Genomic DNA, 23724 nt, shown 5'->3' on the forward strand with positions numbered 1-23724 from the left:
TTGAGAGGCGGGCCAGACTGCGATAGCCGCGTTGTCCACAGGTAGTCTGCGCCAAGGCCGCGCCAGCGCCGTGTCAGCAGGTGGGTGGGATAATTGCGGGCTGCGTGCCCCGGCATGCGTTCGTTCCCGCCTCACGACAGAACCACGATGACCACCACAATCCAATACGACGACCTCGTCGAGTCCATTGCTGCCGCGCTGCAGTACATCAGCTACTACCACCCCACCGACTACATCGCCCACCTGGCCCGTGCCTATGAGCGCGAGAAGAGCCCGGCAGCCAAGGACGCGATCGCCCAGATCCTGACCAACAGCAAGATGAGCGCCACCGGCCAGCGCCCCATCTGCCAGGACACCGGCATCGTCAACGTGTTCCTGAAAGTGGGCATGGACGTGCGCTGGGATGGCTTCGATGCTGGCGTCGATGGCAAGGCCCGCAGCCTGGACGACGCCATCAATGAAGGCGTGCGCCGGGGCTACAACCACCCCGACAACACGCTGCGCGCCTCGGTCGTGGCCGATCCGCAGTTCGCCCGCAAGAACACCAAGGACAACACCCCTGCCGTGATCTTCACCGAGATCGTGCCCGGCAACACCGTCGACATCACCGTGGCGGCCAAGGGCGGCGGCTCGGAGAACAAGTCCAAGATGTACATGCTCAACCCCGGCGACAACGTGGTGGACTGGGTGCTCAAGACCGTGCCCACCATGGGCGCTGGCTGGTGCCCGCCCGGCATGCTGGGCATCGGCATTGGCGGTACGGCCGAAAAGGCCGTGCTCATGGCCAAGGAAAGCCTGATGGACGACCTGGACATGTATGAACTGCAGGCCAAGGCCGAAGCCGCCAAGACCGGCGGCCCCGCGCTCGACAAGGTCGAGGAGCTGCGCCTGGAGCTGTTTGAAAAGGTCAACGCGCTGGGCATTGGCGCCCAAGGCCTGGGCGGCCTGACCACGGTGCTGGACGTCAAGATCAAGATGTACCCCACGCACGCGGCCAGCAAGCCCATCGCCATGATCCCGAACTGCGCCGCCACACGCCACGCGCACTTTGTAATGGACGGCTCGGGCCCCGTGTACCTTACGCCCCCGAGCCTGGACCTGTGGCCCAACGTGAACTGGGCGCCCGACTACAACAAGAGCAAGAAGGTCAACCTCGACACGCTGACCAAGGAAGAAGTCGCCAGCTGGAAGCCCGGCGACACGCTGCTGCTCAACGGCAAGATGCTCACGGGCCGCGATGCTGCGCACAAGCGCATTCAGGACATGCTGGCCAAGGGCGAAAAGCTGCCCGTGGACTTCACCAACCGCGTCATCTACTACGTGGGCCCCGTGGACCCCGTCAAGGGCGAGGCCGTGGGCCCTGCCGGCCCCACCACCGCCACGCGCATGGATGGCTTCACCGAGATGATGCTGGCCCAGACCGGCCTGATCGCCATGGTGGGCAAGGCCGAGCGCGGCCCGGTCGCCATCGAGGCCATCAAGAAGCACCAAAGCGCCTACCTCATGGCTGTGGGCGGCGCCGCCTATCTGGTCTCCAAGGCCATCAAGGCCGCCAAGGTCGTGGGTTTTGAAGACCTGGGCATGGAAGCCATCTACGAATTTGACGTGGTGGACATGCCCGTGACCGTGGCCGTGGATGCCGGCGGCACCAGCGCCCACATCACCGGCCCGGCCGAATGGCAAAAGCGCATTGCCTCGGGCGAATTCAAGGGCATCGGGGTCGCCGCGGCCTGAGGCCCCACTCGGCGTCGCCCTGGCGGCAGACTCGACGCTGGTACCAGGGCAACCGCTCTCCCAACCGCCTTCGGGCGGTTTTTTCTTGGGGCTCGCCCAATCCGGCACGAAGGCTGCGTCTTTCCTACAATCCACGCTTTCCTCCAAATGCCAGAGCTTGGTTCCTCGATGCCGCAGGCCTCTTCTCCCATCGGTGTTTTTGACAGTGGCGTCGGTGGGCTGAGCGTACTGCGCGCCCTGCTGGCCGCCATGCCCCACGAACGTTTCGTGTACCTGGCAGACAGCGCCAACGCCCCCTATGGCGAGCGCGGCGATGCCTTTGTGGCCGCCCGCACCCACGCCATCACCGAGTACCTGCGCGAGCAGCACCACATCAAGGCGCTGGTGGTAGCCTGCAATACCGCCACAGCAGCGGCCATCCACGAAGTGCGCAGCAGCCACCCAGAATTACCCCTTGTGGGCCTGGAGCCCGCCATCAAGCCCGCCCTCGCGGTGACAAAGACAGGCCACGTGGGCGTGATCGGCACCCGGGGCACGCTGACCAGTGCGAAGTTCGGCAAGCTCTTGGCCTCGCTGGCTGATCAGGCGCATTTTGTGGTGCAACCCTGTGACGGCCTGGCCCATGCCATCGAGCGCAGCGTGGCGCTGCCAGTGGCCGACCAAGGCAGCCCCGTCCATGCCACGGAGACCGGGGCGCTGTGCGCGCGTTATGTCCAAGCCATGGGCAGTTTTGGCACCGCCCCGGGGCAGATGGACACGCTGGTTCTGGGCTGCACGCACTACATCTTTGTGGCGCACGAGCTGCGCGCACTGGTCGGGCCGGGCGTGCAGTTCATCGAGACGGGTGAGCCCGTCGCCCGCCAGACGCGGCGCTTGCTGGAGACTGCGGGGCTAAAGGCCGCGCCCGATGGTGCCGTGGCCACGGATGCACCACGCACCCGCCTGTTGACCACCGGGCCGGTGGCCATGCTTCAGGCGGCTGCAGAGCGCTGGCTGGGTTTGCCAGCAGACTGCTGTGAAACGGTGTCTGTGCCTTGACCAACCGCTGTGTTAGGGCCTGGCGCTTTGCCAGCAAGCGCAAATTGCAAAGTGCCATCAACAAAGTGGCGTTCAACTTTTCTTCTACCCAGAACTAGTTTCTGCAGCAGCGCTCCACAGCCGCTCACCCGCATGCTCCACATGGGTGAGGTACAGGCGCAGGTCGAACTCGTATTGGTGGTACTGCGGCTCCATGTGGGTACACAGTTGGTAAAAAGCCTTGCCGTGGTCCTTCTCACGCAGGTGGGCCAGCTCGTGGACCACAATCATGCGCAGAAACTCGTCGGGTGCCTGTTTGAACATCGACGCAATGCGGATCTCATGCTTGGCCGCCAGCCGGTTGCCCTGCACGCGCGAGACCGCCGTGTGCAACCCCAAGGCATGGCGCACCACGTGGATCTTGTTGTCAAAAAGGACCTTGTTGACCGTGCCCGCATTGCGCAGGTACCGCGCCTTGAGTTCCTGCGCGTAGTCATACAGCGCCTTGTCGCTGCGCACCGCATGGGCCTGGGGATACTTGCGCTGCAACATGCCCCCCAGCCGCCCCTGCGCAAGCAGATCACGCGCCTGGTCCTGCAAAGACACCGGATAGGAACGCAGATACGGTAGATCAGAGGTCATGGAGAGCACGACAGTTCGAAGAGATCACAGAACTGCGCAGGACCGCATTGAATACAACGCACACGGGCACAAGTCATTGCCACAGCCTGCCGATCAACTTTTGCCACCAGCACATGCAAGGCAACCCCACACGGGGACACCAGTGTGAGGTTGAATGAAAGAATCAGTGCAGGTGGCGCGGACGGCGACCACCACCGCCACCATGACCACTGCCGGAGCCGCCCCCACCAGGGCCACGCGGCGGTTTTCCGATCTCCAGCGAGTTCACCAGTGCATCAAAGCGCTGGCTGAACAGTTTGTCGATCTCGGCCACCACGCCGCCCAGTTCGGCACCATCAAAGTGGCGCTCCATCATGTTGACAACGTCCTGCACCAGCAAATCACGCTGCACCTGCATGATGGCGGCGGGCGTGGGGCCGACAAACAGCATGACGAAATCGTCGCGCGACTCCGCACCCTGCTCTTCCTCGTCCTCGTCGAAATCTGCGTCGTAGAACGTGACTTCGATGGCAGCACCTTGCTCGGCAAGCTCATTGAGGCTCATGCACATTTCGTCCAGAACTTGGCGAAAGTCTTCATCCCCCCGCACCGTCCAGCACATCTGCAGCAAGTGTTCCTGCGCGTCGTATTTGATGCCGGGCTCTTCTTCGTAGGCGCTGGCTGCGCCATCAGCCAGCGAGCGGGCTCCGGCGTACTTCCACAAGGGTTTGAGCGCCTCCTGGAGTTGGTCAAAGCTCACATCAGCGCGCAGCTGGACTTGTCCGTGGACGTGGATTTCGAAGGGAGCGTTGTAACTTGACATGATTGAATCCTAGAGCCTGTTCAATGTCTTTTTGGAGTCGCACAAGTACCTTACCGGGATGGGCTGCTAGGCGCGGCGCATACCGCCCGGCAAGGCACTTGCCCAAAGGGTTGGAGTGAAATCGGGCGACTGGACGCCCCGGCTGCTTGCATGGGCATGAGCCCATACTGCGCAGCCAGCGCATCCACTCTTCCCGATTGCACTCCAATGCGATCTCCAAAAGGACATTGAACAGGCTCTTCGTGGTGCCCCGAGCCGGGGTCGGATTGCCGCATGCCTATTGGCTTTGGCGCCGATTCCGGGGGGAAATTGGGGGGACCTTTTTCTTAAAGCGCTACCTTGCAGCGCCACGATACCCCCATTTTCGCACGCGCCCGTCGTCTACGACAGGCTAGTCGTCTAGCCGCCGTCGACTCATGGCTCCGGCGAACCTTGCGCCGGAAAGTATTCAGCGTCCCAGCCCAGGAGCCAGTCGCGGAATCCGTCGCGCGCTCTTCGCGCACCTTGCATACGCAGCCACTCATCACCGAGCGCGCCAATATCGCGCACAAGTGAAAGTGAAGCGAGTAGGCGTGGGTCACAAGACCCATTTTTTTCTCGCTCGCGGTTTATTGTTTCGTCAAGAAGGCAAGACGCTACGCCCGCCAGAGAAACGATTTTTTCGTTGATGTCAGTGTTGCAAGAGGGGTGGTCCATGGAGAACTAATGAAAAGTTGGCCTGTTGCATCTCCCCTCCTTTCGTCAAAACTCGAATGACAACCGGCCCTCCAGAGCCGAATCCCCACCCGAAGAAAAATCTAATGCCCCGTGCATTTGAGGCGCAAACACTGTATTCTTATCCAGTGATTTGGGGAATTTACCATGAAAATCGAAGTCCGCTACTCGTGGCGGTACAAGTGGGGCGGGCGCACAGCGGTGTCCAGGGTGAAGATGACTGAGGAGCAAGCCCGCAAGGAGAACCCCGAGGCTGTGCGCCTGGACGGCACGCGGGAAGAGGTGGCCGTGATGGATCAGCCCTGTGAGATCGACCAGGCCAATCTCAACCTGATGGCCCGGAGTCTCGCCAGCGATCCGGTGCGCCTATCCCGACTGCATCGCCCCAAGACCTTGCCGCAAGAGGCCGACTTTGTGCCCTTGCCCCTGGCTGCCGTGCTGTACCACGTAAGCGCCCAGGGGGACGTGTGGACAGTGACATCCACAGCAAGCAGCCCGCACCGGGTGGTGTACCAGGGGCGGGGCCCTGTGTCGGTGGAACCTGCGCCATGAGCAACCCGATCCCCTACCCCACACTGCTACGCACGCCGACCTGGTACGGCGGCATGCATGCCGAGCTGGTTCTGCCGCTGGAGTCCATTCGACCGAGGCAATGGGAAGATCTGTTGTTGAGTTGCAGCCTCGCTGAAACAAAGACTTTCTTTATTCCGTACAGATTCAGGCGGGACACTACCGGTAGCGTCTTGAACGCACTAGACACACCATATATAGTCCGCGCAGACCAAACGAAAAAGCCACGGCTGCAACCGTGGCTCATTCGCCCGACTCGTCTCCAAACCGGGAAAGGCAGATCAGGAAAGATCAATTCCTCGCGGCTGCGATCTTGCCATGATTTGATTTGGTTCAGTTTGGTTTTTTGTAACTCACGCCCATTGGGCAAGGAAATCAATCATGGCAAATCAGAAAAAAACCAACGAGCAGACCTCCCCCAGAGTGGCATCTATCGCTGGAAAAATCTTGCGCGACCCTAAGAGCACCCCTGCTCAAAAGGCTGTCGCAGGTTCCACATTGACCCAGGCAGCAAACAAGGCAAAGTCGAAGTAATCCACTTTGCCACCTAAGCCCTCGAAGAGATTCGAGGGCTTTTTTGCGCCTTCAATCTATCCTAGGCAGCGCTGCATCCTCCCGCACCGGATAGCACCCCCGCCCCGCCCGCTCCCGCAGCTCCCGCTCCAGCTCGCGCTGGTCTCGCCGCAGGCGCTCATTGAATTGTTTGACGGCCTTGCGGCCAAGACCAGGCCGGGCGCCCTGGTGTGCATGCGTGTGCACGGCGGCCATCACTGCGCCCCCTGCTGGCGCCGCTCTTCGATGTCCAGGATCTGGTTGACTTGGCTGGCCAGCGCATCGTGCTGTGTTTTGCAGATGGCTATCCACTCTGCGGTATCACGCTCACTGGCGTAGCCGGTGGTAGGGGTACGGTCAGTTTCAGGGGCGGCAACGGCTGCGGCCGCGCCCGCAGGTTGGCTGGCAGGGGTTCGTAGCCCGAGCGAACTTGCGGCGCCGAGGTTGTTGAGCATGCCGACAGTGCGAGCGTCAAGGCACTGGCGATCAGCAGACAGGGTAGCGATTTGCGCACGGGCGTCTCCCAGTTTGTTGGAAAGGGTGGCCACCGTGGCCGCGTGGCGGCCGCTGGCGGTGTCGTTGAACTGGCGCTGTTGTTTGGCGTCAGACTGGCGGGCCTCATCGGCCACGCGTTCGGCCTTGAGGCGTTCGGCTTCCTTTTCGCCCCAGCGCCATTCCTGCACGCGCCAGGTGCCGCCTGCAGCCAGCGCTGCGGCCACCAGGCCGGTGCCCACGTAGGTCCAGAGGCCGGGAATCATGGCAACTCCTGAATGCCCAGCATGGTGCCCTGGTCGGTGATCGTGATCACGCGGTTCGCGGGCTTGTCGGGAATGCGGGTGCTGACGTGCACCCATTGCTTGCCCTTCTTACCTTCCAGGGCCAGCTGGCCGATGCCCAGCACCGACACCAGCGGGGCCAGGCAGCGCGCAATCTGCGTCGGGGTTCCGTAGCTCGGCGCCTGAATGTCGGCCGCATGGCCTTGGGTGTGGTCACTGCTTGTGACGCCGCCCACGGCCGCGTTGACCTGGCGGTTACGGTAGCCGCTGGTCACGGTGATGGGCGCGTTCAACGTGCTGCGGATGCGTTCCAGCATCTCGGCCGTCAGCACCAGGCGCGGCACGATCTCGGGCGGGGGCGTGTTGTCCAGGCCCAGGGCGCGGGCTTTGGCGCTGGCCGTCAGTTCGGCCAGTGTGAAGTGAGGGGTGAGCTTCATGGGTTGCCTTCGGTGGTGAAACTGTGGGGAACGCCGCCGCGCCAGTAGTGGGATGTGACCCACTGCACCTGCACGATGGCCAGGGCCAACAGCACGCCAAACCATGGCAGCGGCCAGCCCACCAGGGGCCATGCCATGCCAAGCGCAGCTACGGTGCCCAGAAGCCAGAACGCCAGCCGAATGGCGGCACGCGTGCGCTGCGTGGTCAGGCGCATGCGGCAGAACACGCTGAAGAACAGCAGGGCGCACACTGCCTCGTGCGCGATCAGGAGTGGTGTCATTGCTTGGGCCCTCGCATGTTGCTGATGCCCCCGGCTACCGCCGCCAGGGCGGTGCCAATGGCATCGAAAACCGGGCGCCAGCCGTTGCCCAGTGCACCGATGAAAAACGCCACGGGCGCCAGCGCCTCGGTGGCCGGGATGGACCAGTGCGTCTGCAGCAGCGCGGCCAGCACGCTGGTGAGCGCCACGGCCGTGAGCGTGCAGCGCAGCACCAGCCAGCCCCCCGCTTTGCGCGTGGTCGTCTCCGATGCGCTCAGCGGCCAGAGCGCCCCGGCCAGAGCCGCAAACACGATCAGCACATAAGGCCCCGCCATCGGACCCAGCAGCGTGACAAAAATAGCCGCCAGGCTGATGCCAGCAGAGGTGGAAGTGGGTTCAGGCATGGTTTCCCTCGTTCATCGTTGTTGTTCTTCTTGCGCAGCCCGCTCGATGGCCGCCACCAGCAACGCCGCCAGGCGGTCGCTGGCCTCTTGCGTGCGGTGGATGCCATCGGCGATCACGTCCACCTCGCCCCGGTAGTCTTCGCCCCAGCCCGCGTGCTGCAGGCCGTACTCCCGCGCCAGGGCGTGGGTGATAGCGTTGTGCTGGGCGGCCAGGGCGGGCGGCCTGGGCACGCCCACCACGCCGGTCAGCACGGGCACCCTGCCCTCACGCTGCAGCTGCTCGATGGCGGTGCGCAGGCTTTGCTCATAGCCCTGCGCGCCCAGGTAGGCGTCGTTCAGGCCCAGGGCCAGGGGCACGTAGCGGCCGGTGCGGTGCAGGCCTGCAAAGCCCTGCATCAGCGCCGTGAGCTGCAGGCCGTTGACCGAGTGGTCCACCACCTGCCAGGCAGGGCGCAGCTGCTGCATGCGGGCTGCAGGCGGCACCCGCACGCCATAGCCCGCGCCGATGCTGTCGCTGTACAGCTCCACGCCCAGGGCCTGCGGGGCGGGTGCGTCGGCACCACCACCGCCACCGCCGCACGAGATGAGGGCCGCCACTGCGGCCAATACAACCAAGCTGCGTTTCATTCGTCTCCCCTTCGCGCGGGCATAAAAAAACCCGCCGGAGCGGGTTGGTTGGGTGTGGTGGTGTCGCCAGGCGGCGGCCGGGTGAGCGCCGCCCACAGGCTGCAGGGGTCAAAGCGCCAGGCATCAGGCATGCCCAGCATCGCGGCCACGGCCTCGCTGCAGAGCCACCGGGCCTTGCTGTGCCCCAGGCGGCGGGCCACAAAGCCAGCCAGGCCCAGCAGGTCATACGGCTGGCCGTGGTGCTGCTGCAACCACAGCCAGGCGTCGTCGGGGTTGCCCTGCAGCTCGATCACATCCCAGTGCGCGGGCACCAGGGCCATGTGCTTCACGCGCACGCCCCCGTCCATGTAAGAGCTGCTGGCGCAGATGGCCAGGCCATTGGCATCGGTGCCCAGCACCAGCTCGCAATGGCTGTACGCCCCGCGCAGCCACCAGGCAGTGATCCGGTTGAACAGGCGCTTGCGGCCTTTGTAGAACGCGGCCTTCACAGCGTCACCGCCAGGCGGAACAGGTCGTCAATCGCCGCATCCGTGAGGCCGAGCGCAGGTGCAAGCACGGTCACAAAGCCGTGGTGGCGCTGCACTTCGTTCGAGAACTCCCACTCGATCTGTGCTTTGCGCCGCTGCGTGCTGTCTGCAATGGCGGCGATGGTAGGCGCCACATCGTCCAGCTTGTCCACCGCCAGCAGCGCAAGCCGCGCCTGGCGCATGGTGACCGATGCGGGCACCGGGTTGCGTGCCAGCATTTCGTCGGCCTGCAGCGCCTCCCACTCTGCCTGGGCCAGCACGGCCAGCACGCCAGGCACATCGGTTGCCGATTCGTCGGGGCATGTCCCGAAGAACTCGGGCTGTTCTGTGGGGTATGCACTCTCGCGCGCCCACGCATATTCCAGACCCTCCACGGCTGGCATGGCGGGGCCATTGGCGGCGGGAGCAACCGTCACGGGCACGCCCGTCAAGGCGTCCACGTAGGTGTATTTGATGTACTGCATACGGCCTCTCAAATCATGCTTCGGCGCACGGCGATGACGTAGTTATCTGACCCCGCCAAGTTCTTCGTTTTCGCTGTCGGCAAGCCGAAGTTGGAATCGTTGGTCTCGATGAAGATGGCCGTGGTAGCCGCGTGCTCAGTGGATGTCCAGTAGCCAGAGCCCGCAGTCACAACCGCCACCAGGGCCTCGGCCCCACCAGTGCGGAACGCAACCGGGGTGGTCTGGCCAGGCACGGTGGTGGTGTACACAGCGCCATTGGGATCTGAGTTGCGGTTTGCACCATTGGCGTTGGTCAGGTCAGGGTAGGCGCCCTGGTTCTGGTAGTTGTGCACCGAGCCCGTGGGCCGGTTGGCTGTGCTGTTGGATACAGTGCCCGGCTTCAGGTTGCGGATCAGCACTTCCATCTCATCGCGAGATGGCATGTACCAATCGGTATAGCCGCCGATGTTGCGGTTTCGGCACCAGTGCGCCATGGGGTACACGCTGGAGTCGCCTGCGGCCACCAGGCCGGTGGTGGACTTCCAGCCTTCAACCAGCGTGCCCGAGCTGCTGGGCGCCAGTGTGTTGGCATTCTTCCAGGCCAGGTTGTTGGTTTCGCCGGACGCCTTGGGCGCCTTGATCACGCGATAGCGGACGTTGATGGACCAATTGCCACCCGCGCCGGACATCCCGATGCTGGTAACGTTGATGTTGAGCGTGGTTCCAGTCGCACCAGTGACCGTGCCTACAAACTTATAGGTCGGATCAACGAGGCTGCGCACCTCAACAACCTGCCCTGCGTACACGAGAGGCGTCGTGTGCATGTTCACTGAAATCGAGAGTGTGAGCGGTCCCGTAGCGAGCGTCACAAACGTGGTGCTGGTGGCAATCTGCTGCCACACCATGCCGCCGTAGAACCCACCCTCCAGCGCGCCACCGATGGCTGGCGTGGCAACAGGCGCAGGCACGTAGCTGTTGAACGCGGCCGCAGTGGTGAAGCTGGTGGACCGCGACCAAGCGGACCACGTGCCCCGGCTGCTCTTGTAGCGCACGCGCCAGAAATACGAGGTACTGACAGCCAAGACCCCAAGGGCCAGGGTGTGCGATGTGCCGGCCGCTACTTCGCCGCTGTCGTACAGGGGGAACGCAAACGCGTTGGCTGTGTGCACCTGCCACTGGCTGGCGGTGTGCGTGTCTGCCGTGTAGATGGTGCCGAAGGCATTGGCCACCAGCATGATGGCGCTGGTGGCGCCCACGTTGACGGCGCCTTGCGCGGGCGTGGCGTTGATGGGGGTGGCCACCTCGGTGACGCCCGGGATGCGCGTCCAGTCGTTGGTCATGCCAGGCTCTGACGTGGTGACGTTGGCCAGGTTGTTGACCAGCAGCCAGAACAAGCCGCCGTGCTTGACGGTCGCTGGCTTGTTCAGGGCTCCGACCAGGTCGGCCCACTGCCCAACGTAGTGGGCCGTGAAGCCTGCAATCTCTGCCTGCTCGGTTGCAAGGGCCACCTGCTGCTCGGCATCGCCCACGGCATCCTGGGCGGCAATGCGATCCAAGTCCACCAACAGCACCTGGGCGTCGATGTAGGCCCCGGCAGCGTTCAGCTCGGTCACGTTCTGTGCTTCGGCCGCAATGCGGGCATACATCTTGGCGCTGAAAACGTCGGGTTCGTCGTCGGGCGTGACCGCCGCTGGCCAGGGGGTAAGGTTCGGGAAAGACATCAGGTTGCTCCTAGCATTTCAATTTGCAGCAGTGAGTGGTCGCGGTGCGACTGCAGCACCCCGGCGCTGGTAAACACGCCATACACAACGTTCGCCGAGTGGGAGCGCCCGGCCACAAAGAGGCAGATGGACGCATCAATCGAATCGAGGTACTCCAGCACCCCGTCCAGCTCGGTGTTGAGGATCAGCACCTCCTGCGAGCTTTCTTTGGCCGATGGGCGCTTGACCAGCTCCACGTCGCCAAAGTCGTTGAACTCGCGGCGGCTGTAGATGCGGCGCCCCACCTTGCCGCCGCGCAGTACGCCCAGCCCAAAGCGGCGCGGCTGGCCGTACATCAGCAAGCCCACCGCCAGGCTTGCCCCGCCGGTGAAGTCCACATGCAGCTGCGCCAGCGGGTAGGCGGGCAGGTTCTCAAACAGCGACAGCCCCAGGCCTTGGGACCACACGCCAAAACACCACTCCCACGGGTCTGAGCGAATGGGGCGGCGGCCTGGGGACTTGGTCACGTCGTACACGGTGCCGCGCACAGGGTCGATCAACCGCACCCGCACGCCCGAGCACGACACCACGTTCAGCGCGGCCACCATGCGCACCGCGATGCCCGGCGCAAACACGTAGCTGATGCTGTTGGCCTGCTGCGTGCGGCTGCTGTTGGAGCCATCGAACAGCCGCCACCGGTTGGTGGCCCGCACGCGCACCCATTTGTCTGGGTTCAGGTCTGGCTGGTGGCCCGTGTTGTCGGCCAGGGTGTTTTCGTACACCGAGTGTTGCCACATCACCAGCGCCTTCAGCGCGTAGGGCGTGGCCGGGTTGTAGACCGCCTCATCCGCCTCTGGCACGGTGGACGAAACCAGGTGCGTTTCGGTCACCTCCATGGGCTTCATGATCAAGATGCCATCAGCCATATCTCTCCCTTGCTATTTCATCGCTGTCAGCTGTTCGACCCGCTCGGTGGCGAGCACATGGCGCAGGCGCAGGCGCTGGGCATCCAGCGCCGCGTCGTCCAGTTGCTCGCGCAGTTGCACCACCTCGCTGCGCAGGCTGCGCACCTCATCCAGCAGGCTTTGCTCGTGGCCCTGGTGGGGCCCTTGCATGACCTGCAGCATGGGCACTTGCATACCGGCGGCGGGGTTGTAGCGCTCGGGCACCACGGCCTCACCCTTGTGGATGTAGGCCAGCATGTCCTGCGGCACGTAGTTGGTGCCCACGGCCAGCTTGGGCACCGTCACGCCGCGTGCCTTGAGCGTCTCCTCCAGGCTGCCCGCCAGCCAGCCGCGCAGGCGGGCCAGCTCCACGGCACTGGTGGCCGAGATCTGCGCGGCAGCCTCAATGGCTTGCGACAGCTGCGGCAGCTTGGCCAGGGCATCCTTGTCCCCCGCGCGGGCCTGGGCCGTGGCGGTGGCAAACTGGGACATCAGCACGTCCTGCAGCATGGGCGAATCCTCTTGCATCAGCCCACGCAGGCGGCGCACTTCGTCAATCAGCGAGTCGGTCAGATCCTTCATGGCATCAGCCACGCCACCCATGGCGCTGGACAGGCTGCCGCCCACCGCAGGCATTGACTTGCTGTTGATAAAGAAGGTGTTCATGCCTTCGTACAAGTCGCCCGTGATGTTCCCGAAGATCCCGGCAAACTCCCCGATGGCACCCTGAACAGCAGGATCACGTATCACCGACACGAACTGATTGATGTACTCGCGCGCGGAGGTGATGAAGTCGGTAACCCGGCCGCCAGCGGCCTCGCCACCAGCCGCCATGGCCGCACCAGCTTGCACACCACCCGCAGCCACCGCCCCACCAGCCTGCGCACCGCCTGCTGCCACAGCACCGCCGCCCACGGCACCACCTGCAGCGACAGCGCCACCACCGGCAGCACCGCCCACAGCCAGGGCCGTACCCGAAGCGATTGCGCCACCCACCAGGCCATTGAGCAGCGGGCCCAGCACGGCAGACATGAGCCCTTCTGACAGGGCCGAGGTCATGGTGTCCAGCACGCCGCCGTAGAACGCCTCTTCAAAGCCCTGGCTGGCCTTTTCTTCGGCTTCGCCCCGGCTGGATGAGTTGCGCACCGCATCGCTCATGATCCCGGCCAGCCCGCCCGCCGTGATGCCCAGGGCTTCAGCGGCAGAGGCTGCGCCTTCGGTGAGCGCTGCGAATTCGTCGTTCACGCTCAGCAGCACGGCGGCCGCTTCAGCGCCCTCCTCGCCCATGGCCAGCAGCTGCAGCACCAGGGCCCGGAACTCCTCGCGGGTTGCGGGCATCTCCAGCCCCACCTCGGCAAGCGCCTCGGTCACGCGGTCGCGCATGGCGGCCTCGCGCTCCTCCGGCGTGAAGTAGTTCTGCCAGAAGCTGGTCATGTTGGAGCCCAGCGCCTCAAACCCGCCCGAGGCCTCTGCCACAGCCACGGCCACGTCGTAGGCAATGCCCGCTAGGTCTTCCAGGCCCATGTTGCCCAGCGCATCCCGAAATGCCGTAACCCCTGCGATCTGCGCATTGATGGCCGTCAGCAGCGCGGTGGCCGCTTCGTCGGACAGCGATTCGGCGTCCACATCCTCCAGCATCTTCTTGACGCTTTCGGGAATGTCGGTTGCTGCTTGCAGCGCCTGGATGGTGGACTGCTTGAGGTCCAACGTGAAGTTGGCCAGTGCGGTCTGGTAGTCAGGGCTGTTGGTGCTGGTCAGCTCGTACAGCGTGCCCGCGTAGTTGTCGCCCTGCCCGCTTTCGCCGAAGGCCACACCGTTGGACAAGGTGCCACCGGCAAACACACCGCCCCGGCCCTTGCCCGAGGTCTCCAGCCCTGCAGAGAACCCCGTGACGGTGGCCACGCTGCCCAGCGCCTTGAGGGTGTCGTTGATGCCCTTGGCCGTGTCGGCCACGGCCTGGCGGATCAACCCTTCGTCTTTGACCGGGTCGCCTTCCAGGCGGTAGGCCTGGCCGTCCACCAGCGGGTTGCGCGCACCGCCACTAAAGTCTCGGTCGTACTGCTGACCCTCATAGGTGTAGGTCTGGCCGCGCCGGTTGTTGTCCACCTCGCCACCAAAGGCCACGCCAAACTGGCCGCCCACGCGGGTTTCGCCCCGGGTGGCGCGGGCCAGCAAGGTGATGGCCGCCACCGCGCCGCCCAGGATGGGGATCGCATTCGCACCGAGGAAGGCGCCCAGGCCAGCCCCCGCCCCTGTGCCACCCCCAGCAATGGCGGCACCCGTGGCCGCAGCCGTGGCGCTGCCGGTGCCCAGGCCCAACGATGCCGCAATGGCCGCATTGCCCGCAGCGCCCCCAAAGATGGAGCCCACGCCCGAGCCGATCCACCCCGCCACCGACGTGCCCACACTGCCCAGCGCACCCAGCCCGCTCAAGATGGAGCTGCCGCCCCCGCCCAGCAGGTTGCCGCCCAGGCCCAGCGCAGACAGCCCACTGTTGATCACACCGCCAATGACGGCGCCAATGGGGTTGACGATGAAGCTGATCACCGGCCGCAGCACCAGCGTCTTGAACATGTTCAAGAGCGTGTCGCGGAAGTTGGCTGCAAAGTCCTTGCCGCTTTCAAAGCCGCGCATCAGTGCATCGGTCAGGCTGCCCTGGATGGACTCCGCCATGCGGCGGCTTTCGTCCATGGCCACGCGGGTGCTGGCCGTCAGGCGGGCCGTGGCGGCTGCAGCACGGGCACGGGCGCGTTCTTCCTCACGCTCGGCTTCGTTAAAGCCGGTGTTGCGGTCGATGGCCTCGATCTGCTTTTTCAGATCCAGCTCGATGCGGTAGTGCTCGATGGCGGTGCGCCGGGCTTCTTCGGTCTGCCCCATGAGCGACAGCTCGAACTCCAGCGCATCGGCGGACTCCTGAATGCCGCGTGCGTAGTCACTGACTGCAGCGCGCCCTGCCTCGCGGGCGCGGCTGTCTGCCACATAGGCGGCGTTCAGTTCTTCCTGAATCGCCACCTGTTCCTGGTACACCGCAATCAGGGCCCTGCGCGCATCGGCCTCTGCCTTGGCTGTGGCGGCCATGAACGGCTGCTTTTTGAGCAGCTCTGCCTGGGCGGCGGTGAGCGCCTCCACATTCACCACACCGGTCTTGTCGGTGAACACGGCCGTGAGCCGTGCCCAGTCTTCGGCAAACGAGCCGGTCAGGCCCGACAGCTCGGCCATGAGCTTGGCCTGTTCGGACAGCTCCTTGCGGACTTGTTCCGAGGCCTTTCTGGCGGCGTCGGCCTGGGCCTTCATGGCGGCCGGGTCGGGCAGGTTGCCCACACTGGGCTTCTCGGTTTGCTCCGGCTCGCCCCAGCTGCCCGTGGCGCCGCCTGTGCTGGGCTTCTCGCCCGTCCAGAATTCGCGGACGCCGTCTTTGTAGTTCTGCCAGCCAATGGCCATGAAGCCCTGGCCTGCGGCGCGCCCTTCCTTGAACTTCTTGATCACCTCATTGATGGAGGTGACCATGGGGCCGACCAGGCTGCGCGCCACGTCGGTGGCGTTCTTCGACATCTCGGCCAGCTGCTTGTTGAACTTCTCGGCCTCGGCCGCTTGTTCGGCCGACACGGTGGCCACCAGCCGCCCCTTCTCGGCCAGGTCGTTCAGGAATGGCGCGGCTTCCTTGATGGACTTGCCGAAAAGCTCCTGTACCAGGCGGGCCTTGTTGCCGTCGTCGGCATACTGCGACAGGGCCACTGCCGTCTGGCGCAGAGCCTCGGCAGGGTCGAGCCTGCGCAGTTCTTCAGCGCTCAGGCCGATGGCTTTCAAGGCCAGCTCTTGTGCACTGCCAGGCTTGGCATCGGCCAGCACCTGGTTGAACTTGATCATGGCCGAGCTGACAACGTCCATGCTGGCGCCAGCGCGCAGGGCCACGTCTTCCAGCGCGCTGATGTTCTCGATTGAGGAGCCAGTGGCGTCCTTGATGTCGTTGAGCGCGTCCACGCCATCGTTCACGCTGCGCACAAAGCCCGCAACCGAGCCCACGGTGAGCCCGGCCAGGGCCGATGCAATGGCGCCGCGTGCCAGGGTGGCGGCAGCGCCCAAGGACTTCGTGGCATCTGCTGCGTCGTTTGCCTTGCGCTTTGCAGCATCAAGCTGGTCCAGGTAGGGCTTGAGGGCGCCCAGGTCGGCGCCGCGCATGCGGGCAATGGACTCCTGGTATTCCCGCGTGGCGGTGCCGCCAGCTTCAAGTGCAGCAGTTTGGCGCTGCAGGCTGGCAACCATATTCTTGGTCACCGAGTCCAGCTTGCGGGCGGCGTTCTCGCCACCGGCGCCAATCTTGTTCAGGCCAGCAGCGCCCGCCTCGCCCGCCTTGTCGGCGGCGGGACCAATGGAGCCCAGCTCGCGCTTGATCTCGCTGACGCCGGACTTGACGCCCGAGGCATCCGCGACAAACTTGATTTCCTGATTGAGGTCTTCGTTGGACACGGCGGGCCTGCGTCAAAAAGAAAAAGACGCCAGCGCACACGTGTGCACTAGCGTCTTTTGGGGGGTGGAAAAAACTCGGTGTAGGCCGCCAGGGCTGCGGCCTCCATCACCTCAAGCTGGTAGCGCAGGTCTTCCCAGTCCTCGGGGTCTGGGGCCTCTCGGTCCAGCAAGGGGTACAGGGCCTCCCAGCGAAAGCCCAGGGGCCTGCCAGATGGGCCATAGGCCCAGCGGCTACCAATGCCGCAGTAGAAGAGCCATGCGCGCTCGTTTTCGGGCCAGACATCGAGCGTTGCCGTGTCGTAGTCCTCCAGCTCAAAGCCCGCCTCGCGGGCTTCGGCCTCTGTGATCGGCGGTTCGATCAGCGCGCGCGCGATGGCCCGGAGTTTCCCAACTGGCCGTGGTACACCGCGCGTTCGTAGGCCGCCAGCAGCTGGCTCAGCGCGCCGCCAAAGTTGTCTTCCAGATTCTCCAGGCCCTCGGCGTCGCAGGGTTCGGGAAGGGTCCACGAGTCCACGATGCCTGCGAAGAACTCGGCGTCGCGTGCAATGCCACGGTCCACCAGGTCTTCCAGGCGGGGGGCTGAGGGCTTGCCATCTGGCGCATCAGCGCCGGGCACCTGGTTGGCCTTCTCGGCTTCGGCCATGGCCTTTTCTGCGGCCAGCACTTCGTCCACATGCTTGCAGCGCATGCTGCTCCAGGCGCGCTTGCCGTAGGCCTTGCAGGTGATGGTGACGCGCACCATCTCGCCATCCAGGCGCTGCAGGTCCAGGTGCACGGGGAACTTGGCGGCCTGGTCGCGCAGGCTGGTCAGCATGGTGACGGGCTTGCTTTTTGCGGTGTTGTCGGTAGACATGGTGGTTAGGTTCTTTCTCTCGCTGGGTGGATGAAAAAAGCCCGTGCCCCACCCCGCCGCCCCCAGCGAAAGGGCGAACGGGGCAGAGTCGGTGCTCGGTGTGGGCGGTTAGCCCGGGGGTCAGACGACGGCGGGGGTGGCGTAGCGCGTGCTGCGGGCGTTGCCGGAAACGGCCACCTTGCAGACCACGATCTGGCCGTCGGTCTCGATTTCTTCTTCGTTCAGGTTCACGGTGCAGGGCAGGTAGCTGGTGGCGCCGCTCTTGGCCACCTTGCGCATCACGGTGTCGATCTGCACTTCGGTCAGCTTGCGCAGGGCCAGGTAGCCGGGCGTGGTGATCGCGTCGGCGTCCATGTCGAAGCCACGGTCCACGGCGCTGAATCCGTCGTTGATCGAGAACTCCTGGTCGGACTCCTGGAACTTGTAGGTGACCTTTTTGGCCTCGCCACCGGAGCTGGTGGGGTTGAGGGTGCTGGTGAGCTGCACCCAGGTGTTGACCTTGACCAGGCTGCCCGCGCCGCCGCCTGCCGGGTACAGGGTGAGGCTGGTGGTGTCTGCCTGTTCAAGCACCAGGGTGTCCGCCGTGGGCGCCGACTTGACGCGGAAGGCACGTCGGCTGATGCGCGCCCAGCCGGACTGGATCACGACGATGTCGTTGGGGTTGCAGCCGTGGGCCACACACGAGACAACGGCTTCAGCCGCATTGGTGATGGCCGTGACGACTTTGCTGGCAGCAAATTCGGTGGCGACGGCACTGATGGTGCCGGAAGGGGTACGAGCCATGGTTGGGGCCTTTCAGAAGTGAAAAAACCCACGCGAGGTGGGCAATGGAAACGCCCTCGCGGGCAAGAAAAAAGCCCTGCGGGCTGATGCCTGCAGGGCTTTACGGGGTGGCCTTGCGGCCGTGGTCGGTCAGTGGCTGTGCACACGTGTGCACAGCGGTGGCGCTGCGGTTAGCGCGGGCTCCAGATGCTGAAGTCCTGCCGGTAGCCGCGCAGGCCGTTGTCGGGTTCGTGCGCCGCTGTGCGCGCGCCGATGGGCTCCGCCTGCAGCACCGGGTGCTCCACCAGGATCTCCTCCACCTGCTGGGCCAGGGCAAGGGCCTCCAGCCGGGTGGCGGCCCAGCAGGCCAGCTGGTAGCGGCCGTTCTCCGTGGTGGGCAAGGCGCCTTCGGCATACACCGGGCTGACGCCGCCCACCTGCTGGTACACGATGCGCGGCAGCGGTGAGCCCTCGGGCGCCACATCGGGGTACACGCGGCCGGACACCAGGGCGCCCAGCGCGGCGGGGAGGATGGTTTCAGCGCTCATGACTTCAGTGCTTTCTTCACATCGGCCAGCATGCGGCGCCGGGCGGCCTGGGCGGCCTTGTTGCGCACGGCGTCATACGCAGGGCGCAGGAAGGGCTGGGCGGCCATCTTGCTGGTGCCGTTTTCCACAAACGTGCCGTAGAACGCCTTTGCCTTGTTCCAGCTGGTGCGGTACACCGAACGGGCGGGCGTGCTTTCGTCGTCTGCATACGCCTGGTAGATCGAGTCCCGCAGATTGCCGGGTTGAAACTGCTGCCCGCCCTTGCGCCCGTGTGCCTGGTCAGACACCGGGCAGCGCGCACGGGCTTCGTCGTAGAACACCTGAATGCCCGCCTGCGCGGCCGGGCGCGTGCTTTCTTCGGCCACCTTGGTGATCTTGTCCAGGCTGGCATCCAGCTTGGAAAAGTCGTAGCTGGCAGACATGCTGGCGCGGCTCATGCCAACACCTCACAGACCAGGTCGGTGTGCTGCCTGCCCACCAGGTCAGGCAGCACGGCCTGGATGGCGTAGACCACCCCGCCGCTGACCACGCGCATGGCGCCGGTAATGTCCGTGCGGTAGCGCGTGCGGATGGAGACCTGCCGCACCGAGGTGACGGCACCGGCCTTGATCGTCTCCAGCCCAGCCCCGCCCCGAATGTCAGCCCAGAACGTGGTGACCTCTGCCCAGCCCGGGATGGGCTGGCCAGCGGCGTCTTGCACGCTGCTGGGGGCCTGCAGGCTGCAGAGGTGTTTGAGCTTGCCCGGGTCCATGGCTACACGCTCCAGATCTTGTAAGTATCCAGCAGGCCGTCCGCAAAGTCCTGCGGCAGCGCGGGCCGCTCGGCACTGCGGCCGCGGTTTTCGTAGAGGTCGGTGAGGGCCAGCTTGATCCACTGCACGATGGGCTGGGGGATCTTGTCGGCGGTGGCGCCGTAGCCCGCCGTGTACTGGATCTGCACCGCACCGGGCCGCACACGGGTGGCGGGCCAGCTGGTGCCATGGGCGGGCAGTAGCAGGCCAGGCTCGGCCGTGGGCTCCAGCTCATAGGCCGCAGGGTCCAGCGTGGGGTTCGCGCCATCGGGTGCCACATACTTCACTTGGGTCACGGCGATCACGCGCGGCATGTACAGCTCCACATGGCCACCGCAGGCCGGGAAGCGGTCCAGCGTGCGCTGCCAGGTGGTGGTAAGCAGCGTGCGCTGCAGCCGATCCTCCGCAGCCTGGCGCGCCACCGTGATCAGGCCGGAGATCAACAGGTCGTTGTGCGTCTCGGTCTGCGTCTCGCGCAGGTGCGCCTTGGCCTCGGCCAGAGTGAGCGGCTCAACCGTAGCGTCAGTGATTTTGATGGTGGGCATGGTGTGTTCCGCCTTTGGCTTGCGCCCGCCCACCCGTGAGGGTGGCAGGCGCAAGGCGAAGGGAGATCAGGGCTTCGTGGTGTCTGCGGGGCCTGTGCCCGGGCCCGAGGCGTTACCGGCAGCGCCCTGCTCTGCCAGGGCTTTTTCAGCAGCTTCTGCGGCCTCACGCTCGGCCTGTTCTTGGGCCTCGCGCGCCGCTTTGTCCGCAGCCTCCTGGGCTTCGCGCTCTGCCCTTTCCTGGGCTTCCCGCGCTGCCTTGTCCGCAGCTTCCTGGGCTTCGCGCGCAGCCCTTTCCTGGGCTTCCCGCGCTGCCTTGTCCGCAGCTTCCTGGGCTTCGCGCGCAGCCTTGGTCGCCTTGGACTCTGGGGTTGCCTTGGGAACCTCGGCTTCGCCGCGTGCCTTCATGAGCAGCAGCGCGTCGGATTCGGGGTACAGGTTGCCTGCGGCGTACACCTTGGCACCGCCCTGGTAGTAGTCCACCAGGGCGCGCAGCAGCTTGGGTGGGGTGGTCGCCATGGTGCGATCAGCCCACCAGCTGCACTACGCTGGCCAGGTCCACCGAGGCGGCGCTGCCCATGCGCGGCTGCGCCAGGATGACGGCGCCCACCGGCCCGCCCGAAGCGCCACCAGTGACCACGCCCAACTTGACATAGCGCTTGCCGCTGGCCAGCAAGTCATCAGAGCGCACATTCAGCACGATCTGCTTGTTGTCGTTGTTGCTGGCGTGGGCGGTCAGCTGGGTGGCGCTGTTGGCCGTGAGCGCCACGGCGTTGTTGCCGTCCGAGTCACAGGCGTACAGCTTGGCGTCGATTGTCTCGGCGGCCATGTCGCCCAGTGTTACCACGGCCACGGCCTGGATGTGCGCGCCCATATCCACCACGGTGGAGAAGCGCTCGACGTTGACGGTGGCGGCCGGGGACAGCACGCCCACGAGCGGGAGCAATTCCCGCAGCTTGGCATTGAGTTGCATGATGGTTTCCTGTCAGATGAGGATCAAAACGAGGTGCAGGCCGCCAACGGGGCGGCCTGCAAGACTGCGTGAGCCAGCGAGCGTTAGGCGCGCAGGTCCAGCACCACGAACGGCGACAGCGTGTTGCTGCCGTTGTTGGGCGCGATGGGCTTGGTGACAGCCGGCTGTCCTGCCACGCGGAACACCGCGCGGAAGGCCGTCATGCCCAGGTCAAACCACAAGTGCATGCTGGTGGCCGTCTCGATACCGCCCGACTTGGTGATGGTGCGGTAGCTCTTCCAGTCCACCAAGGCGATGTCACCCTGCGCGCCCACAGTGGGGTTGTGCTGGGTCACCATGACGGGACGGCCAAGCAGCGTGCCGTAGCCAAACTCACCGCCCACCGGGTTGTAGATGGCGGCGTTGGTGGTGGCCTGGCCGTACGCCAGCTCATCGAGCTGCGGCAGCGCATCGTTGTTGATCATCCAGATGGCGCGGCGGTAGCTGGCTGGCGACATGCGCGCGCGCATGTTGGTAACGTTCTTCCGGACGATGGAGGCGGCGGCCTGGCCAGATTCTTTCGGCACAGAAATCATGGCCCCGCTGCCGAAGAAGCCACGCGGCTTACCGGCGCCGTCTCCACCCCACAACGCTTCGTTGGTGCGCCATGCCATGGCCTGGGGCGTTTGCGTGTTGAGGTAGGAGCCGATGGCGCCGCTGTCGGCCAGCAGCTCATCCGTCACAGGAACCAAGCAGGTCAGCTTCTGCAGGCGCAGCTGCATCGGGTCAAAGGACGGCTTGCTCTTGGCCATCTCGGTAGCTTCACTCGTCCAGTAAGCCTTGATGCCACTGGTCCCCCAGGGCGTGGTTTCGTCCACTGGGAAGGCCATGCCATTCCCCTCTACCGGGGTGCTGTCGGTGTAGGGCAGCAGTGAATCCACTTGCGTCTGGCTGGCCTGGAAGATGGTGCGGCTGAAATCAACCGGCACCAGGAAGCCACCGTCGGAGCCTGCCGATTCATTGGCGTAATTGCCGCCGGGCGCCGCAGCGTTGAAGACCAGACGGTCATCGCGCACCTGGTGGCCGTTGGCCGCCGCGACACCCGCAGCGTGCACAGCTGCGGCGAATTCACCAAAGCTGCGGAAGCCGCCGCGCGGATCTGCAGCGCGGTTGTCTTCGACCACAATGCGACCGTCAGGCATCTCGACAGAGGTGCCAGTGCGGGTGGTTTCCAAATTTGCGCGCACGCGGGCGATATCGCCGTCCAGCGTCTTGATCTTGTCAGCGTGGGCGTCGAACTGGGTGCGTTCCTCGGCGGTGAGCATGCCGTCGTCGCGTGCTTCGGCGGCGGCTGTAATCACCGCCATGGCATCCAGAGTGGACTTGCGCGAGGCCAGCAGGGCGTTGAGCTGCTTGATGCTGCCAGCGGCAGCGAAGGCCAGCAGGTGGCCGGTGCTGAGTGCATCGGGCTGCAGCAGGGCATAGCCCATCAGCACATCAGCCGGGCTGGCGCAGGCCGCACCAGCGGCTGCAACAGCCATGGCGGCGACGGCGGCAAATGCCACCAAGGAACGGAAGCGAGAGGTTTTCATGGGCGTCTTTCAAAAATGACAAAGCCCGCACAAGGCGGGCCGGAACGGGTGGGTTTGACAGCAGCCAGGCGGCGGCCTGCGCTGCCAGCCATCGGGCGGGCAGCGGTGCGGCGCTGTCGTGCCGCGTACGGGGTTGCAGGGGTCAGCCTGCCTGCAGGATCTGCAAGCGGGCCGAGGCTGTGGATGCGCTCAGGTTGCTGTTGCGGCGCGTGGTGGGCTTGCTCTGCTCTGCGATCACCTGGTCAAGCGTGGCGATGCGGTTGGCCATGCCACGCGTCACGGCGTCCTTTGCCATCACCATGCGGCCCTGGCCGAAGTCAGGACCGCGTGCGGTCTCTACGCTAACGCCACGGCCACGGGCCACTGCGCGCACAAAGGTGCTGTAAAAACCGTCCACCATGGCCTGGGTGTACTCCAGCGCCTCGCCTTCCAAGGGGCCGCTGTCGTTGCCCTCAACCTTGTACTCACCGGCGTGAACATAGGTGCGCTTGATGCCCTCTTGCGCGTACTTTTGCGAACGGTCTTCATGCGCCATGAATGCGCCAATGCTGCCCGCCATGCCGCTGGGCGTGATCACCACCTCGGTGGCCTGCGAGGCCACCCAGTAGCCGCCGCTGGCGGCAATGGAGTTGACCACCGCAATCACGGGCTTGGTGCTGCGCGCCTTGTAGATGGTGTCGCCCACCTCCTGCACGCCGAACACCGAGCCGCCAGGGCTGTTCACATCGAGCACGATGCTGGAGACCTCGGGGTTTGCCTCCGCCGCGCGGATCTGCGCTGCCAGGCCTTCGGTGCTGGTGAGCGTGGTGCTGATGGACTGCGCGGCATAGGCACGGTGCGTGAGCACGCCGTACACCGGCACCACGGCCACAGCGCCGCCGCTGGCCTGGGCGGCTTCGCTCCGGCGCTGCGCGGCTGCCTGGGGGGCGGTGCCCACTGCAGCCTGGATCTGGTCGGGCGTGAGGCGGTTGCCTTGCGCCCAGCGCTCCAGGATCATTTCCATCTGCGCATGGATGGTGGGGTCCAGCGCCCATGGGGTGGCGTAAAACTCTGCGAGTAGCAGCAGCAT

At 65.1% G+C, this 23724-nt stretch carries 28 protein-coding genes; 4 read left to right on the top strand and 24 right to left on the bottom strand.

Annotation, left to right across the window (positions count from 1 at the left end; translation table 11 throughout):
- The first annotated feature begins 147 nt into the window (after window positions 1-147).
- Both AC2YJX_RS14845 and murI read left to right on the top strand, forming a co-directional pair.
- Window positions 148-1734, top strand: coding sequence for a fumarate hydratase (locus AC2YJX_RS14845; RefSeq protein ID WP_431152555.1), 1587 nt, complete (start codon window positions 148-150; stop codon window positions 1732-1734).
- A 168-nt stretch (window positions 1735-1902) separates the two neighbouring features.
- Complete coding sequence (gene murI, locus AC2YJX_RS14850) at window positions 1903-2772, top strand: glutamate racemase (protein ID WP_487256721.1); 870 nt, start codon at window positions 1903-1905, stop codon at window positions 2770-2772.
- 84 nt (window positions 2773-2856) lie between these two features.
- Here the strand turns inward: murI and AC2YJX_RS14855 are convergent, their stop codons facing one another.
- The 3 genes from AC2YJX_RS14855 to AC2YJX_RS14865 form a co-directional block, all read right to left on the bottom strand.
- Window positions 2857-3393 carry a M48 metallopeptidase family protein gene (locus AC2YJX_RS14855; RefSeq protein ID WP_055399527.1) on the bottom strand — a complete coding sequence of 179 codons (537 nt, stop codon included), beginning with the start codon at window positions 3391-3393 and terminating at the stop codon, window positions 2857-2859.
- Between the two features lie 163 nt (window positions 3394-3556).
- Window positions 3557-4195, bottom strand: coding sequence for a DUF6806 family protein (locus AC2YJX_RS14860; RefSeq protein ID WP_055399525.1), 639 nt, complete (start codon window positions 4193-4195; stop codon window positions 3557-3559).
- A 414-nt stretch (window positions 4196-4609) separates the two neighbouring features.
- Entirely contained in the window at window positions 4610-4891 is a 282-nt protein-coding gene (locus AC2YJX_RS14865; RefSeq protein ID WP_487256450.1) for a hypothetical protein, read from the bottom strand.
- A gap of 165 nt (window positions 4892-5056) precedes the next feature.
- Here AC2YJX_RS14865 and AC2YJX_RS14870 point away from each other — a divergent pair, with 165 nt between their 5' ends.
- Window positions 5057-5461 carry a hypothetical protein gene (locus tag AC2YJX_RS14870; RefSeq protein WP_487256451.1) on the top strand — a complete coding sequence of 135 codons (405 nt, stop codon included), beginning with the start codon at window positions 5057-5059 and terminating at the stop codon, window positions 5459-5461.
- Window positions 5458-5940: a hypothetical protein gene (locus AC2YJX_RS14875; RefSeq protein WP_487256452.1), complete on the top strand. Its 483-nt coding sequence runs from the start codon at window positions 5458-5460 to the stop codon at window positions 5938-5940. The genes AC2YJX_RS14870 and AC2YJX_RS14875 overlap by 4 nt, the downstream gene beginning before the upstream one ends.
- Window positions 5941-6246: 306 nt before the next feature.
- On the opposite strand, the gene AC2YJX_RS14880 is transcribed toward AC2YJX_RS14875, so the two are convergent.
- The 21 genes from AC2YJX_RS14880 to AC2YJX_RS14980 form a co-directional block, all read right to left on the bottom strand.
- Window positions 6247-6789, bottom strand: coding sequence for a hypothetical protein (locus AC2YJX_RS14880; RefSeq protein WP_487256453.1), 543 nt, complete (start codon window positions 6787-6789; stop codon window positions 6247-6249).
- A complete protein-coding gene (locus AC2YJX_RS14885) occupies window positions 6786-7244 on the bottom strand; it encodes a D-Ala-D-Ala carboxypeptidase family metallohydrolase (RefSeq protein ID WP_487256454.1) in 459 nt (152 codons plus the stop codon). Before AC2YJX_RS14885 ends, AC2YJX_RS14880 begins: the two co-directional genes overlap by 4 nt.
- Window positions 7241-7525 (bottom strand): hypothetical protein, encoded by a 285-nt coding sequence (locus AC2YJX_RS14890; RefSeq protein WP_487256455.1) that lies wholly within the window; start codon window positions 7523-7525, stop codon window positions 7241-7243. Before AC2YJX_RS14890 ends, AC2YJX_RS14885 begins: the two co-directional genes overlap by 4 nt.
- Window positions 7522-7908 (bottom strand): hypothetical protein, encoded by a 387-nt coding sequence (locus AC2YJX_RS14895; RefSeq protein ID WP_487256456.1) that lies wholly within the window; start codon window positions 7906-7908, stop codon window positions 7522-7524. The genes AC2YJX_RS14890 and AC2YJX_RS14895 overlap by 4 nt, the downstream gene beginning before the upstream one ends.
- Window positions 7909-7920: 12 nt before the next feature.
- Window positions 7921-8535: an SGNH/GDSL hydrolase family protein gene (locus AC2YJX_RS14900; RefSeq protein WP_487256457.1), complete on the bottom strand. Its 615-nt coding sequence runs from the start codon at window positions 8533-8535 to the stop codon at window positions 7921-7923.
- The gene (locus tag AC2YJX_RS14905; RefSeq protein WP_487256458.1) at window positions 8532-9023 is read right to left on the bottom strand and encodes a hypothetical protein; all 492 of its coding nucleotides are present in this window, start codon (window positions 9021-9023) and stop codon (window positions 8532-8534) included. Before AC2YJX_RS14905 ends, AC2YJX_RS14900 begins: the two co-directional genes overlap by 4 nt.
- Window positions 9020-9526, bottom strand: a complete 507-nt coding sequence (locus tag AC2YJX_RS14910; RefSeq protein ID WP_487256459.1) for a hypothetical protein — start codon at window positions 9524-9526, stop codon at window positions 9020-9022. The genes AC2YJX_RS14905 and AC2YJX_RS14910 overlap by 4 nt, the downstream gene beginning before the upstream one ends.
- Before the next feature lie 8 nt (window positions 9527-9534).
- Window positions 9535-11226 carry a glycoside hydrolase family 78 protein gene (locus AC2YJX_RS14915; RefSeq protein WP_487256460.1) on the bottom strand — a complete coding sequence of 564 codons (1692 nt, stop codon included), beginning with the start codon at window positions 11224-11226 and terminating at the stop codon, window positions 9535-9537.
- Window positions 11226-12131: a carbohydrate-binding protein gene (locus tag AC2YJX_RS14920; protein ID WP_487256461.1), complete on the bottom strand. Its 906-nt coding sequence runs from the start codon at window positions 12129-12131 to the stop codon at window positions 11226-11228. The genes AC2YJX_RS14915 and AC2YJX_RS14920 overlap by 1 nt, the downstream gene beginning before the upstream one ends.
- A gap of 12 nt (window positions 12132-12143) precedes the next feature.
- Window positions 12144-16616 carry a hypothetical protein gene (locus AC2YJX_RS14925; RefSeq protein WP_487256462.1) on the bottom strand — a complete coding sequence of 1491 codons (4473 nt, stop codon included), beginning with the start codon at window positions 16614-16616 and terminating at the stop codon, window positions 12144-12146.
- Window positions 16617-16663: 47 nt separating this feature from the next.
- Complete coding sequence (locus AC2YJX_RS14930; protein WP_487256722.1) at window positions 16664-16990, bottom strand: DUF1799 domain-containing protein; 327 nt, start codon at window positions 16988-16990, stop codon at window positions 16664-16666.
- Complete coding sequence (locus tag AC2YJX_RS14935; RefSeq protein ID WP_487256463.1) at window positions 16975-17469, bottom strand: phage tail assembly chaperone; 495 nt, start codon at window positions 17467-17469, stop codon at window positions 16975-16977. The genes AC2YJX_RS14930 and AC2YJX_RS14935 overlap by 16 nt, the downstream gene beginning before the upstream one ends.
- Window positions 17470-17589: 120 nt before the next feature.
- A complete protein-coding gene (locus tag AC2YJX_RS14940) occupies window positions 17590-18252 on the bottom strand; it encodes a phage tail tube protein (RefSeq protein WP_487256464.1) in 663 nt (220 codons plus the stop codon).
- Between the two features lie 170 nt (window positions 18253-18422).
- Window positions 18423-18779, bottom strand: coding sequence for a DUF3168 domain-containing protein (locus AC2YJX_RS14945; protein WP_487256465.1), 357 nt, complete (start codon window positions 18777-18779; stop codon window positions 18423-18425).
- Window positions 18776-19216 carry an HK97-gp10 family putative phage morphogenesis protein gene (locus AC2YJX_RS14950; RefSeq protein WP_487256466.1) on the bottom strand — a complete coding sequence of 147 codons (441 nt, stop codon included), beginning with the start codon at window positions 19214-19216 and terminating at the stop codon, window positions 18776-18778. Before AC2YJX_RS14950 ends, AC2YJX_RS14945 begins: the two co-directional genes overlap by 4 nt.
- Window positions 19213-19530 carry a phage head closure protein gene (locus AC2YJX_RS14955; protein ID WP_218299605.1) on the bottom strand — a complete coding sequence of 106 codons (318 nt, stop codon included), beginning with the start codon at window positions 19528-19530 and terminating at the stop codon, window positions 19213-19215. The genes AC2YJX_RS14950 and AC2YJX_RS14955 overlap by 4 nt, the downstream gene beginning before the upstream one ends.
- A gap of 2 nt (window positions 19531-19532) precedes the next feature.
- Window positions 19533-20114 (bottom strand): head-tail connector protein, encoded by a 582-nt coding sequence (locus AC2YJX_RS14960; RefSeq protein WP_487256467.1) that lies wholly within the window; start codon window positions 20112-20114, stop codon window positions 19533-19535.
- 66 nt (window positions 20115-20180) lie between these two features.
- The gene (locus AC2YJX_RS14965) at window positions 20181-20630 is read right to left on the bottom strand and encodes a hypothetical protein (protein ID WP_487256468.1); all 450 of its coding nucleotides are present in this window, start codon (window positions 20628-20630) and stop codon (window positions 20181-20183) included.
- 7 nt (window positions 20631-20637) lie between these two features.
- A complete protein-coding gene (locus AC2YJX_RS14970) occupies window positions 20638-21084 on the bottom strand; it encodes a hypothetical protein (RefSeq protein ID WP_487256469.1) in 447 nt (148 codons plus the stop codon).
- A gap of 83 nt (window positions 21085-21167) precedes the next feature.
- Window positions 21168-22655: a phage major capsid protein gene (locus tag AC2YJX_RS14975; protein WP_487256470.1), complete on the bottom strand. Its 1488-nt coding sequence runs from the start codon at window positions 22653-22655 to the stop codon at window positions 21168-21170.
- Between the two features lie 142 nt (window positions 22656-22797).
- Window positions 22798-23724 (bottom strand): S49 family peptidase, encoded by a 927-nt coding sequence (locus tag AC2YJX_RS14980; protein ID WP_487256471.1) that lies wholly within the window; start codon window positions 23722-23724, stop codon window positions 22798-22800.

The organism is Acidovorax sp. SRI_002, assembly GCF_057586455.1.

What these genes read in the sequence shown, in the direction of transcription:
- AC2YJX_RS14845 (WP_431152555.1), top strand. Translation starts at nt 148, where the DNA reads ATGACCACCACAATCCAATACGACGACCTCGTCGAGTCCATTGCTGCC.
- murI (WP_487256721.1), top strand. Translation starts at nt 1,903, where the DNA reads ATGCCGCAGGCCTCTTCTCCCATCGGTGTTTTTGACAGTGGCGTCGGT.
- AC2YJX_RS14855 (WP_055399527.1), bottom strand. Translation starts at nt 3,393, where the DNA reads ATGACCTCTGATCTACCGTATCTGCGTTCCTATCCGGTGTCTTTGCAG.
- AC2YJX_RS14860 (WP_055399525.1), bottom strand. Translation starts at nt 4,195, where the DNA reads ATGTCAAGTTACAACGCTCCCTTCGAAATCCACGTCCACGGACAAGTC.
- AC2YJX_RS14865 (WP_487256450.1), bottom strand. Translation starts at nt 4,891, where the DNA reads ATGGACCACCCCTCTTGCAACACTGACATCAACGAAAAAATCGTTTCT.
- AC2YJX_RS14870 (WP_487256451.1), top strand. Translation starts at nt 5,057, where the DNA reads ATGAAAATCGAAGTCCGCTACTCGTGGCGGTACAAGTGGGGCGGGCGC.
- AC2YJX_RS14875 (WP_487256452.1), top strand. Translation starts at nt 5,458, where the DNA reads ATGAGCAACCCGATCCCCTACCCCACACTGCTACGCACGCCGACCTGG.
- AC2YJX_RS14880 (WP_487256453.1), bottom strand. Translation starts at nt 6,789, where the DNA reads ATGATTCCCGGCCTCTGGACCTACGTGGGCACCGGCCTGGTGGCCGCA.
- AC2YJX_RS14885 (WP_487256454.1), bottom strand. Translation starts at nt 7,244, where the DNA reads ATGAAGCTCACCCCTCACTTCACACTGGCCGAACTGACGGCCAGCGCC.
- AC2YJX_RS14890 (WP_487256455.1), bottom strand. Translation starts at nt 7,525, where the DNA reads ATGACACCACTCCTGATCGCGCACGAGGCAGTGTGCGCCCTGCTGTTC.
- AC2YJX_RS14895 (WP_487256456.1), bottom strand. Translation starts at nt 7,908, where the DNA reads ATGCCTGAACCCACTTCCACCTCTGCTGGCATCAGCCTGGCGGCTATT.
- AC2YJX_RS14900 (WP_487256457.1), bottom strand. Translation starts at nt 8,535, where the DNA reads ATGAAACGCAGCTTGGTTGTATTGGCCGCAGTGGCGGCCCTCATCTCG.
- AC2YJX_RS14910 (WP_487256459.1), bottom strand. Translation starts at nt 9,526, where the DNA reads ATGCAGTACATCAAATACACCTACGTGGACGCCTTGACGGGCGTGCCC.
- AC2YJX_RS14915 (WP_487256460.1), bottom strand. Translation starts at nt 11,226, where the DNA reads ATGTCTTTCCCGAACCTTACCCCCTGGCCAGCGGCGGTCACGCCCGAC.
- AC2YJX_RS14920 (WP_487256461.1), bottom strand. Translation starts at nt 12,131, where the DNA reads ATGGCTGATGGCATCTTGATCATGAAGCCCATGGAGGTGACCGAAACG.
- AC2YJX_RS14935 (WP_487256463.1), bottom strand. Translation starts at nt 17,469, where the DNA reads ATGTCTACCGACAACACCGCAAAAAGCAAGCCCGTCACCATGCTGACC.
- AC2YJX_RS14940 (WP_487256464.1), bottom strand. Translation starts at nt 18,252, where the DNA reads ATGGCTCGTACCCCTTCCGGCACCATCAGTGCCGTCGCCACCGAATTT.
- AC2YJX_RS14945 (WP_487256465.1), bottom strand. Translation starts at nt 18,779, where the DNA reads ATGAGCGCTGAAACCATCCTCCCCGCCGCGCTGGGCGCCCTGGTGTCC.
- AC2YJX_RS14950 (WP_487256466.1), bottom strand. Translation starts at nt 19,216, where the DNA reads ATGAGCCGCGCCAGCATGTCTGCCAGCTACGACTTTTCCAAGCTGGAT.
- AC2YJX_RS14955 (WP_218299605.1), bottom strand. Translation starts at nt 19,530, where the DNA reads ATGGACCCGGGCAAGCTCAAACACCTCTGCAGCCTGCAGGCCCCCAGC.
- AC2YJX_RS14960 (WP_487256467.1), bottom strand. Translation starts at nt 20,114, where the DNA reads ATGCCCACCATCAAAATCACTGACGCTACGGTTGAGCCGCTCACTCTG.
- AC2YJX_RS14965 (WP_487256468.1), bottom strand. Translation starts at nt 20,630, where the DNA reads ATGGCGACCACCCCACCCAAGCTGCTGCGCGCCCTGGTGGACTACTAC.
- AC2YJX_RS14970 (WP_487256469.1), bottom strand. Translation starts at nt 21,084, where the DNA reads ATGCAACTCAATGCCAAGCTGCGGGAATTGCTCCCGCTCGTGGGCGTG.
- AC2YJX_RS14975 (WP_487256470.1), bottom strand. Translation starts at nt 22,655, where the DNA reads ATGAAAACCTCTCGCTTCCGTTCCTTGGTGGCATTTGCCGCCGTCGCC.
- AC2YJX_RS14980 (WP_487256471.1), bottom strand. Translation starts at nt 23,724, where the DNA reads ATGCTGCTGCTACTCGCAGAGTTTTACGCCACCCCATGGGCGCTGGAC.